Here is a 12,334-nt window from a genome sequence, read left to right on the forward strand (position 1 = left end):
TTTTCCAGTCATCGTCAAAGTCTCCTTCGTATCTGTCTCCATCAGCAAAGTAATAGGTTCCATGTACTGGATTGCCTCCTTTCCACAGTGCTTCAATTCTTTCCCCATCTGTAAAATAGAATGTACCTTTGCCCGAAGCTTCTCCGTTAAAGTCAAGATAACCTACATACTTATTACCATTGTCATACTGAATCGTTTCAATAGAACCTGACTGTGTATCTACAGAAGAAGTGTAATCTTCACGAACTTCTTCATTCAGCCTATTTTGCTTTTGTTCTTGCGCTTCTTTCCAGCGTCGGCGCATTTCGTTCATGTCCATAGAGCTCCTAATTATTTGAATATTAAAAAATCATATTTACTGACATCCAGTATTTTATTTGTTGTCTGCGTGCAGATGCAATAGTCTTCGTGTATTCTTTCTCAAAATCTGTAATGACAGATCTGAATGCATCGGTATTGCCTGCAGAAACTGCTTGTTTTAACTTTTCATCCAGAGTTGTCATCTGGAAGTTTAATACGGTTGTATTTATAACCTCTTTCAAGAGTCTGTCTTTCTCTTCGGCATCTACGTCCAACTGCATAATTGCATCTTTTAGTTCGCCGTTAGCGGAAGAAACAAAAGTATTCCAAGAATCGGACAAATAGGAATTAAGCCTTGACAGACTGCGGTTTACATGCTCCGACAGAATATTGTAATCTCTTGGTGCATCGTCCTTTTCTGTCCCAGCCTCGACCAACTGCTTGTCTGCCGAATCTGTAGGCGTTTCATCCTTTTTGTCTGTGTGGCATAGCTTGCTTACGAATTCAAAAATTGTGTGAATGAGCCAGAATAATATAAGCCCACAAACTACTACGCCAATAGCAATCGACCCCCATTTTAACACAAATTTAATGAAATTGTATGTTATTTTTATTAACGATTTCAGCGTATAGTCGTAAAATACAATTAATATAAACCACTTGATTATTGTCTCTATAATAACCAAAGCAATAAAACCTCCACTAAAGATGCCAAAAATAGAAAAACAACCGAGGCAGCCTGCAGAATCAAAACAGCCGTTGACGCTGCTATTGCTACTTTTGCCGCTCTGAATGTTTGAACCGTAATCTGACTTATATTCACGTGCAGGCGGCTCCGACAAATTGATGAATGACGTTCTTTTGTGGAGCACCGATAACATTTCCTCTTGCTTAGCTTCGAGGCGTGTAATATATTTACTGATGTCTATTTCTTTCATAACTGGTTATGTAACTCGCTCAGTACGTTTCCAGCAAAGTGCTGTTATACTAGTGAGTTATATTTTGCAATCTGTTTTGTTGCAGCCATATCTATAGCAGAAAGTAACTTCGATTTATACAAGTTCAACTGTGTCTTGATGTCCGATACATTTACAGCAGAACTCATCATTGATGAAAATTCAGAAATGCTTATATCTATCACCTCATACAGGAATATTTTTGAAGATATAGCGTCTTTCTGATTGTCGTCTAACAAAGATGAGGCTATAATTTCTTGAACTTCTTTCTGCTTCGAACCCATAAAATCTTCCCATTCATTGGTTGTCTTTTTTACGGCATCCAGAACCTTCGAAGTTATTTCATTCTTCAATTCTGCTACGCTAATGTTTGAATTGGCAGAAGTTTTTGTCGCAACATCTTTTTTTGCATTTGAAAACTTATATCCGCCAAAGGCACTTGCTGCAGAAATGCACAAACTTAGTATCTTTGAGTCTGTTGCCAAGGCACATATAGCCGACAAACCAGAAATGCCATAAAGCAGATATGATATTGGCGGAATGCTGCTTGACTTAGTAGTATTCTGCCCATGGTGTAGGGCAGAATCTGAGTTTATCACGATAGCATCAATGTATCTTGATGCCTTTTCTTTTAGTCTGTCTTTTTTCTCTTCGATAGACTGGTTGATTATGTTTATCTTTTCCTTCATATTGTTATCTGTAAAGTGTTGATAATTCGGTTACACAAGAAATTATATCCTCGATTTTCTTAAGAACAACAGTCTTCTCCTGCATGTCTTTTTCCAATCCGGCAAGATAGGCTTCACCTTCTTTCTTAAGGTTTTCGACAAAGGATGTTTTCATGCCTTCAATAATTTGAAGCGCGTTTTGCAGATTCTTGTTTATCTCTCTCTTGACATCTTCCTTAATCGAATCTGAAAGCAGTCTGAAACTGCTAATCAAGGTTGAGTTGTGCTCTCTCAGGCATCTTGCAAGATATGTCTTTACTTCTTCTTGCTGCAGTTCGTCTGTTCCCGATGGGTAGAACTGGTTGTTTGCAATGTCATCGCCTTGGCGTTTGTAATCCGAAATTATATCGCCTATAGCCAACTCTTTATTGTCTCGCAGCTCGTCCAATGCTTTGTCTATCAAGTTCCGGTAATAGGTGTCTTTAAACGAAGTGCTCATTATCTGTTTCTCAAAGTCGCTTATGGAAGCATTCAGTTTTTCAGACATCTCATTTCTTGCATTGGAAAACAACTTCATCCATTCTTCATTCCATGATTTTCCATACAACTCGACAGCATTGTCAATTTGTGTACACAGTTCGTATGTGTTTACATGTTCAAAATCCATATCATACGTATTGTGTCCCCAGAGCATTCCCTTGTGTCTTATTGACTCGGTTGTTTGCTCTGTCGGAATCATTCTGATTTCGTTGAACTGTACATTGTTTGCAATGTGCTTAATCTCGTTCTGAAGATTTCGTTCAAAGCTGTTGAAAATGCCTGTAAAAGTTGATTTCAGACTGTCAAACAGTTTGCCCTGCATTTCCTTTTGCTTTTGAATTTCGGCAATGGTTGATTCGTTCAACTGTTCTTGTCTGTTCTTGAACTCGTTAAGGATATTGTCGATGGTTGAAGATATTTCTTGGCGGTTCTTTACGAAGAACTCTTTTATCTTTTCGGCAATAATGGCATCTTTGTTGTCCATGAAAACACCGTCAAGATACTTCTCCTTGATATCCGAGATATTGGCAAGCCCTTCAAACGACTCTTTAATATCATTGTCGGTAGAGAAATAGTCGGGATAGTATCGTTTCATCTGCTGTACAACCTGTTTCTCTACGTTGTCCCATTTGTCTGCTGGCTTGTGGGCAATAGAGAAACCGATGCCTGCAGTTGTGTCGAGTTTTATTTTTCCGCGCAGTTTCTCGTCGATGGTGTCTGACAACTCACGAAGTCTTTTCTTGAACTTCTTTGTCTGCATCTCTGCTGTGTCAACCAAGTCTCCGCGTTCTTCGTTCTTCATTTCTCGCTCAGCTCCAAGATCCTGAAGCACAGAGTCAAATTTACTTGCAAGAAGAACCACTGTGCCGATACCAGAGCCGCCAATACGAGAATTTAGGAAGCTAACATCGCCACTTCCAAGAAAGTCGGTAGAGGCACTAAGCAAGAATACTCCGTGGCATGAGTGCAGGAATGTACGAGTACGGTTCTCGCGTGATACAACGGGGTCGTTAACTCCCGGAGTATCAACAATTCGCAATCCCTGTAGCCGTTCGTCGTTCATCTTGATATATAGACTCTTGACTACCGATGTGTATTCGCCATTGGCACCTACATATTGTTCGAGTACGTTTTGCAAGTCTTCAAGGTCGTAAAATTCTTTCGAATCGTTTTGCTGACCAATTTTCAGTCTTGCTTTATCGGTGCATGTCGATACCATTTCGTGAGCCGAACGTACTTTCTCAGATGTTCTGCTTTCCAGTTCCTTCTTTATTATCATTTCCGGAGCACCTTGATTCTGCTCCCTGACTTCACGTTCGCACTTCTTGTAATCTTCGTCTTGTCTAACAAAGATATCCCAGTCTTTCTCGTTGAAGTATTCTACTTCGAAAGTGTTCTTTTCGGCATATTCAATAATTGTAAGTCCAGCCGTCATTGGCGTCGAAGCCTTTGGAAGAACGCTTTCTCCGTTGAAAAACAAGGAGTTAAGAAATGAAGACTTTCCGGCTTTTACTTGTCCTACGATGCCTATTTGCAGTGTGTTGTCTTTGGTTAGCAGACCTTCGCCACCTTCCTTAAACTCGTTAAATACACTTTCAAGCTCGGTAACTTTCTCATTAAGACCATCATAGTCGATGGTCTTAAGAGTTTCAAGCTTTGATTCCGATTTCTGTATGAGGTTTATTAACTGTTCTCTGTCCATGATTATAAAGCGTTGTCTATCTCGTTTTCAATCCATTTTGTGAAGGTTTGTTTCTTAGCCAAATCTTCATTTGTTTCTCCATTGGCAGTCTTCGTTTCAATCAGTTCGGGGTCGACATCCAAAAGAATCTTGCAGATGTCGCGGTACTGATTCTCTACGGCTGTGTGGAAGGCATTGTAGCCTCTTCTGTCTTTTATCGAAGGGTCTGCATCGTGATCGAGGAAAAATTGAACCATCATGTTGTTGCCTGTCTGTACGGCAAACGTAAGAGGGTTGTAACCGTCGGCATTGCAGACTGATAAATCTACGCCGTCTTCGAAACTGTGCAGGAACTGCTTGTAGTCGTCTTTCTTTATGCAGTCAAAAACATTCGGCACGGTATATTCATTATGCACACTTGCTGCCTTGTTGTGCTGCTGGTACTGTTTTATGCCTAGTTCAATGGCTGACATTATTATATTGCAATATTCCGTCATGTATTGAACATGGTTTTCTTCACGCTCTTTACTCTGAAGTGCATTCTCGCAATCATTGCAAGCTTCATCATACCGCTCCTTATATCGTTCGACGACATGATTCATCTCGATGTTAACGTCCTCAACCAGTGTTTTGCGATATTCCTCATTATAGTATTTATATTTAATGGCATTATTATGTTTGTTTACAGCTCTATCGTATGCTCTATCAGCCTTTCCGATTGCTTTGTTCAACACCTCCGAACTACCCCAATGGTCGTTATTCTCAAAATCCATAACTCCATTATAAAATTCCAAAAAGGAGTCAACTGCAAATTTTGATGATTCTGTTAGCTTGTCTGCCGCGTTCATAACTTCATTGTAGCTGTCAACTAGGACTTCATTTAAATCATGTACAATGGTTTCTTGATATTCTTTTGCACTTTTGTAGACTCCTTGCCATCCGTTTTTCAGGTCAAGTTTCTCGCTGTAATTTTCCTCTATGCTATTTATGGCATATTGGCTTGCTTCTATTTCATCTTGAAAAAGGCTTCGAATATTGTCCTTTACAGACTCCAACTCGCTATTACCGTTTCCTGCCTTCTTTGCCTCGTTTACAATAGTACTCAAAGTCATATTGTTTTTTGAACAATAAATTTTGTTGTCGAGGGTAGAATAGGCTATAATGTCTATGATTTCATTGGCAGGGAATTCTTTGTAGAGAGTTCTTGCAGCATCGTCTACAATTTTTGCACATTCCTGATAACCTTTCTTGTCGGCTTTGTTGAAAATAAAGACCTTCTTGCCGTTGAATTGCTTTATTATTTCAATATCGTTAGACACCGTTGTTCCACGCTCGCAATCAACGAGCCAGAACAGTACATTTCCTTCGCTTAACGCTTCGAGGGCTGTTTCTTTGTCAGTCTTTCCGTTAGACTGGTTTGCTTTGTCCGAATTGTTATATCCCGGAGTATCAATGAACACAAGACCGTCCAAGTCTTTTGACGGAATCTCAACAAAAAGTTTGTCAAGTACAGATGCCAAGAAAACGTTTGACTTCTTAGCGTGCTGAATAGCCTGCAAAACTCCCGGATTAAGGTTTACAAGCACATTCTTTTGGTTTACACCTTTAACAGATACTGCACGGCTGTTTCCTGAGCAATAAAGGTATGTCTTTACAACTGAGACTGGTTCAACACCTGTTGGGAGTAGATTGGTACAATTGGTAAGTCTATTGAGGAAAGAAGACTTACCTGATGAAAATCCGCCTGCAACGACAATCTGCGTATGCTTTGTGTTCTCATGGGATTCCATACAATAAGACAGTATATTGCAGTATTTTCTCAACTTATGGATGAAATCCGGCTCAACAAGATTACTTCTGTTTTCGTCCAGATATTCATTAAGCGATACGCCTTTGATTTTTTTGTTGTAAGCATCATTGACACAATCCCAAAGGCAATCGGTGTCGATAGATGGCACGGCAGAGCAAATGCTTGCCATAAGTTCCATTACGTTTTCTGGATTTTCGTATGGATTAACCTTTATTATCTGCTTCTTTGGAGCAGACGATGATGATGGTGTATTTGATTTTCGAACTAAAGCCATAAAAAAATAGTAAGTAGGGGCGTGCAATCAGGTAGGTTACACACCCCATTGGTTATTTTTTTTAGATTTCTGCAACAATAGTATTCAACTTAGAGATAGCAGCATTAAGTTTTGCAATCTCTGACTCAACTTCTTCCTTAGACTTGTTGGCGTCAGCCTTCTTTTCATTAAGACCTTCCTTTACCTTCTCCATCTTGGAAACGAGTTCTGCCTGAATCTTTTCCTGAATACGCTTTTGGTTATCAACCGTAATCTTGTAGATTGTAGGTCTGATGCCTTCAATCACCTGATCTACGCACTGGGTTGTAACCTGTTCTTTTACTTCTTCAAGTACTTCTTCGTCGCTCTTTCCAAATAGCCAATTCAAAACATCTGGCAAGAAAGGCAAAAGAAAGGCTGCTATTTTGCCCCATAATCCTCCTGCGGCAAGCAATAACTCGATATATTCATTCACAACTTCAAAAATATCAGAGAAGTCGCTCATAAAGTCAGTATCTACTTCAATTGTAGCCAAGTCTGCTACTGAGTCCTTAACTGCTGAACCAAGAGCAGAAGAATACTGTCCGCTCTCTTCTTTCAATGAAGAGATTATTTCTGCACGAACTGTGCTGACAATAACAGACTTTATGTTCTCTTCGCTGTCCTTGTTTATAATCATCTGTGCAATGTCAGTTGACTTGGCTATAAGAGCCATACGCACATTGTCAAGAACATCTTGTGTTGATTTCTCTGGTGTATCGGCTTCGCTGTTGTTTGCCGGAAGTTCTTCCTTTACGTTCGCAATCTCCTCGTCAATCTTCTTCAGGGTTTCATCAACGTTAGCTATGTCCTTTGTCCTGAGGTCTATTCTAATCTTTAGCTGGTCGATAACACCATTGACAATAGTCTTGAACTTTTTGCCAAGTTTCTCTGCAACAATAGTTTCTGAATCAAGACTGTTGATGTAAGAATTGAAGTCTGCAAGATTCTCGTTGACCGCACAAATCTTTCCTACATAAGGATTTGTGTTGCCAAGTTTGGTCATCTGGTACTTGATGTACTCTACAATGTCGTTAACATCGCTTTCTGGCTTCTTGTCTATTTTTGAAACCATAACAGCTGGATACATGTTGTACTGGCTTAATTCGTGCATAAAAGACAATGTGCTGCCTCTCAATGAACCTTGTTCGGCATCAACAATCAACACAAAAGCTGTTCCGCTTTTTATGTAGTTGAAGATGGCTGCATCATGACGCTCTATACCTGAGCCGATACCTGGCATATCTACAAGAATAACGCCTCTTTCTTGAAGCTGCTTGATTGGCTCGCTTGTACAATATACCTTGGCGATATCTCCCGGCTTTGTGTCTAATAATTTTATATCAGCAAGAGATTTTGTGTCAATCTTATTTCCGTTTCTGTATAGTTCTACACATTCTGACTGTCCATAATACAGCTCGTATGCTACAGCTGTTTCTGGCATTGTGTCAACAGGAAGCATGCCCGCTTTCTGTGTGAAGACATTGAGCAAAGAACTCTTACCTGCGCTGAATACACCTACAAGAGGAACTTTAATGTATTGTGAATCATGAACCTCGTTCATGAATTCTTCTGATTTTACCTTGAATTCTTCTGTAGCCTCGCCAACAAGCAAAGGTGTTACCTCTGAAACCTTGTCAAAGGCAATCTGATATTTCATTAAATTATTCATATTGTATTTGTTATTGTTTTATCCAATTCTGTCTACTTGAAGTTCTACCATATTCAAACATCCAGCCTTCTTGATGTCTATGCCATAGAGGCGATAGAAGGCGTCAACTACTGGCTGCCCGCCGTTTGTTACAACAGGGTTGGTCATACTCTGGGTTACTACCTGAACCGACATTCCCGGTTCGATGCAAATACCGTTTACCATCTTATGGTTCTTGGTTGTTATTCTATAAATAGGCATAATATAAAATTTTATGTTCTTAAAGCAAAGTTAGTATGGGATTGTATCTTGAATACAAAATTACTGTCTGTTTTTCATTAGTGAAATGGATGTTTGCTTGCGTAATGTATTAGAATACAAAACGTCGACAATATTTTGGGTGTAGTATTGTTTGTGTCTTATGCAAACCAACAAAGATTCATGTAATGTGTTTGACAAATATTCCCATTAGTTATAGAATTTTAATACTTCTACGACTATTGGCTCCAAGGATAGTCTCTTGTTTGATTAGTTTTTTGTTTGTTTTTCTGCATATACACAAAAAAAGAACGTGGAGCCAGCCTGATGCTCGTTCCACGATGTGTAGGCCTTCGCATTGCCCTGTCTGTCGAAACGAGCAACGCCGAAAGCCCCACGCTGATGCAAATATATAGTATGCCATATTGCCGACAAACGACAGAATCGCCTGAAGGCAATGACGGCTGTATATAATACATCCCAAGGGGCGTTCCCGTTGCTTTGTTCTTGACAGACAGCTGAAGTTGCGAAGTTCACACATCGTCAAAACCAAAGCGTTGAGGTACGCCTTTATTTGTATATGTATCTTATCCCGCTTTCCACCCTCGGGGCTTTCAGCGTATGTAAGACAAGGCAAATATAGTAAAAAATAATTTATCTATATGAAAAATGTTAAAAAATCTTAATAAAGGTAATAAAAAACTATTGCACTATCTTTTTGTGCCATATATTCTATATAATGTGCGGCTATGGTATAGAATTAAAATCCAAGCATCTCGAGGTGTGCTTTATTTTCGATATGCCCTTGGCTTGTCGTAGAGTAGGCAAGGGTATAGGAGATGCCACCTGCCATTTTGAAATGTAAGCAGCGTTTGGTAGGGTAGCGTAATAAATGTCATCGAATAAAAACGCCAATTTTTGCAATTTTTTTTAGATATTGCGCCTGTCTAATTCGGCAATACAAAAAAAAGAGTATGCTGTAATTGGTAGCTATTATTTTTTTGTAAAAAAAGTGGTAACCCTACCACCTTTTTACAATGTTATTATGAAATGAACTATGTTTTTATTATTTTTGTAGCGCAAAAGGTGGTAAGGTTACCACCAAATATAATAACTAAATAATGAAATACCCAAATTTAGATAAAGTTCTCAAGGCTTGGAACGATTTGCAACCTCTAAGCGAAAGGGATAAGATGCGACTCAGTCGTCGCTTTACTGTTGATTTCAATTTTAATAGTAATCATATTGAAGGTAATACTCTAACTTACGGACAGACTGAATTGTTACTCTTGTTTGGTAAAGTTATTGGAACGGCAGAAATGCGCGACCTTGAAGAAATGAAGGCTAGTAACGTTGGCTTAAAAATGATGATTGAGGAGGCAAATATGCAAGATACTCCGCTAACACAGAATTTTATCCGAACGTTACATCAAACTCTGCTTAGGGAGGATTATACAGTTTACCATACACTTCCAGGTGGTGTGCAGACAAGCTATGTGATACACGCAGGGCAGTATAAAACACGTCCTAACAGTGTTATCACTCGTTATGGCGACAGATTTGAATATGCTTCGCCAGAAGAGACTCCTGCTTTGATGACAGACTTGGTGAACTGGTATAACGAAGAAGAGAAAAAAGGAAAACTGTCACCTTTAGAATTGGCAGCACTCTTTCATTATCGCTACATTCGTATTCATCCTTTTGAGGATGGCAACGGCAGAATAGCACGCTTGATGGTAAATTTTATATTGTCACGTCATGGATGGCCTATGATTGTTGTTCGATCTCGCAAAAAAGCAGAGTATCTTGAAGCTTTACATGAGACAGATATGCTGATAGGCACTTCGCCAAGTGAAGGTGCCCATGCAAAGATTAATGAGATAAAACCTTTTCTTCGTTTCTTTACAAAAATGGTATTAGAGGAGATTACAGCAGATATACGTTTTGTATCTGAACATGACAAAAATGTCTGGTGGTATGACGGAGAGAGAATATCATTCCGTTCTACAAACTATGCAACAATACTATATGCTATGCAATCTATGCCATCACTCAGTATATCGCAGATTAAGGAGATTACAGGTATAAATACTTCCGCAATACAAAAACTGCTTGATTTGTTAATTTCAAAACGATATGTTGAACGCAACGAAAGCGATGGCAGTTGGAGGGTCTTTATAACCCCATCTGAGATGTGAGCTGCATGACTTTGTCTTCCTTTAGGGTTGTCTTTAGCATACAGACCTATTCAATGTGCTTTTATGTTTTCTTGTACAGAACTAGATGTGATTAATTGTAACGATGGTTTTATAGTACTTATGTCTGTATCTGTCAAAAATAAATAACCAACTTTTATTTCTTAAACCAACGAAAATCGCCTGCGCTATCCTTTCGGATATGCAGGCGATTTAAAATTTATTTGTATGAAGTTATCTAATTACTTCTTGTTCAGAGCCAAGTCAACATTTACGGCACATGCTACAGAGCAACCAACCATTGGGTTGTTACCGATGCCAAGGAAGCCCATCATCTCAACGTGTGCTGGAACTGAAGAAGAACCTGCAAACTGAGCGTCAGAGTGCATACGACCAAGAGTATCAGTCATACCATAAGAAGCAGGACCTGCAGCCATGTTATCTGGGTGCAAAGTACGACCTGTACCACCACCTGAAGCAACTGAGAAGTATGCCTTACCAGCGCGGATACGCTCCTTCTTGTAAGTACCAGCAACTGGGTGCTGGAAACGAGTTGGGTTAGTAGAGTTACCTGTGATAGATACATCTACGTCCTCGTGCCAAAGAATAGCAACACCCTCGCGAACGTCGTCAGCACCGTAGCAGTTAACAGCGGCACGTGGACCGTTTGAGTAAGCCTTCTTCTCAACAATCTTAAGCTCGCCAGTGAAGTAGTCGAACTGAGTCTTAACGTATGTGAAACCGTTGATACGAGAGATGATCATAGCAGCGTCCTTGCCAAGACCGTTAAGGATACAACGAAGTGGCTTGTCAGCTGGTCTTGACTTGTTAGCCATCTGTGCAATCTTGATAGCACCCTCAGCAGCAGCGAATGACTCGTGACCTGCAAGGAATGCGAAGCACTTAGTCTCTGGCTCAAGAAGACGAGCAGCAAGTTCGCCGTGGCCGATACCTACCTTACGGTCGTCAGCTACAGAGCCAGGAATACAGAATGACTGAAGACCCTCACCGATGTAGTTTGCAGCCTCAACAGCATTCTTAGCCTTCTCCTTAAGAGCGATAGCTGTACCTACAACGTAAGCCCACTTAGCGTTCTCGAAACAGATCATCTGAGTCTCCTCACATGTCAAGTATGGGTCAAGGCCTGCAGCGTCGCAGATCTGGTTAGCCTCCTCGATAGAAGCGATGCCATGCTTATTCAAACAAGCAAGAATCTGCTTGATACGACGATCCTGTGATTCAAATTTTACTTCTCTAATCATATTATGGGTCCTCCTTATTATTCTTTACGTGGGTCAATAGATTTAACAACACCGTCCTCAGCCTTTGTACGGCCGTAAGTACCGGTAACACTCTTCAAAGCCTCGTCAGCTGGAACGCCCTTCTTGATAGCATCCATGAACTTGCCCATGTGAACGAACTCATAACCGCAAACCTGATCGTCGGCATCAAGGAACATCTTAGTGATGTAACCCTCAGTAAGCTGAAGGTAACGAGTACCCTTAACCTTTGTACCGTAAAGTGTACCAGTCTGTGAGATAAGACCCTTACCAAGGTCCTCAAGACCAGCACCGATCATCAAACCGCCCTCAGAGAAAGCAGACTGTGTGCGTCCGTAAACGATCTGAAGGAACAACTCGCGCATTGCTGTGTTGATAGCATCGCAAACGAGGTCAGTGTTAAGAGCCTCAAGGATAGTCTTGCCCGGAAGAATCTCTGATGCCATAGCAGCAGAGTGAGTCATACCTGAACAACCGATAGTCTCAACGAGACACTCCTCGATAACACCCTCTTTTACGTTAAGTGTAAGCTTACAAGCACCCTGCTGAGGAGCACACCAACCCACACCGTGAGTAAGACCGCTGATGTCCTTTATTTCTTTTGCCTGAATCCACTTTCCTTCTTCTGGAATTGGAGCTGGTCCGTGATTAGGACCTTTGGCTACGCAGCACATTTCCTGCACTTCTTTTGAATAAACCATGT

General features: G+C 40.4%; 9 protein-coding genes and 1 pseudogene. 1 reads left to right on the top strand and 9 read right to left on the bottom strand.

Annotation, left to right across the window (positions count from 1 at the left end):
* The 7 genes and pseudogenes from T538_RS0103000 to T538_RS0103030 all read right to left on the bottom strand — a co-directional run.
* Positions 1 to 319, bottom strand: a pseudogene (locus T538_RS0103000) (hypothetical protein); the annotation flags it as partial.
* 22 nt (positions 320 to 341) lie between these two features.
* Positions 342 to 1,238, bottom strand: coding sequence for a YIP1 family protein (locus tag T538_RS0103005; protein WP_031532059.1), 897 nt, complete (start codon positions 1,236 to 1,238; stop codon positions 342 to 344).
* A 44-nt stretch (positions 1,239 to 1,282) separates the two neighbouring features.
* Positions 1,283 to 1,945, bottom strand: coding sequence for a hypothetical protein (locus T538_RS0103010; protein ID WP_031532061.1), 663 nt, complete (start codon positions 1,943 to 1,945; stop codon positions 1,283 to 1,285).
* Positions 1,946 to 1,949: 4 nt separating this feature from the next.
* Positions 1,950 to 4,166, bottom strand: a complete 2,217-nt coding sequence (locus tag T538_RS0103015) for a dynamin family protein (RefSeq protein WP_031532062.1) — start codon at positions 4,164 to 4,166, stop codon at positions 1,950 to 1,952.
* A gap of 2 nt (positions 4,167 to 4,168) precedes the next feature.
* Entirely contained in the window at positions 4,169 to 6,229 is a 2,061-nt protein-coding gene (locus tag T538_RS0103020) for a dynamin family protein (RefSeq protein WP_031540773.1), read from the bottom strand.
* A gap of 61 nt (positions 6,230 to 6,290) precedes the next feature.
* Entirely contained in the window at positions 6,291 to 7,919 is a 1,629-nt protein-coding gene (locus T538_RS0103025) for a dynamin family protein (protein WP_081834833.1), read from the bottom strand.
* An 18-nt stretch (positions 7,920 to 7,937) separates the two neighbouring features.
* Positions 7,938 to 8,159, bottom strand: a complete 222-nt coding sequence (locus T538_RS0103030) for a DUF6140 family protein (RefSeq protein ID WP_031532065.1) — start codon at positions 8,157 to 8,159, stop codon at positions 7,938 to 7,940.
* Between the two features lie 1,118 nt (positions 8,160 to 9,277).
* On the opposite strand from T538_RS0103030, the gene T538_RS0103040 reads away from it, so the two are divergent.
* On the top strand, positions 9,278 to 10,354 hold the full coding sequence (locus T538_RS0103040) for a Fic family protein (protein WP_031532066.1): 1,077 nt from the start codon (positions 9,278 to 9,280) through the stop codon (positions 10,352 to 10,354).
* A 239-nt stretch (positions 10,355 to 10,593) separates the two neighbouring features.
* Here the strand turns inward: T538_RS0103040 and T538_RS0103045 are convergent, their stop codons facing one another.
* Together T538_RS0103045 and T538_RS0103050 are read right to left on the bottom strand one after the other, a co-directional pair.
* Positions 10,594 to 11,613: a GGGtGRT protein gene (locus T538_RS0103045; protein ID WP_031532069.1), complete on the bottom strand. Its 1,020-nt coding sequence runs from the start codon at positions 11,611 to 11,613 to the stop codon at positions 10,594 to 10,596.
* A gap of 17 nt (positions 11,614 to 11,630) precedes the next feature.
* Positions 11,631 to 12,332: an iron-sulfur cluster assembly scaffold protein gene (locus T538_RS0103050; RefSeq protein WP_031532070.1), complete on the bottom strand. Its 702-nt coding sequence runs from the start codon at positions 12,330 to 12,332 to the stop codon at positions 11,631 to 11,633.
* Between the last annotated feature and the right edge of the window lie 2 nt (positions 12,333 to 12,334).

Source organism: Bacteroides sp. Ga6A2 (assembly GCF_000702225.1).
GTDB lineage: Bacteria > Bacteroidota > Bacteroidia > Bacteroidales > Bacteroidaceae > Ga6A1.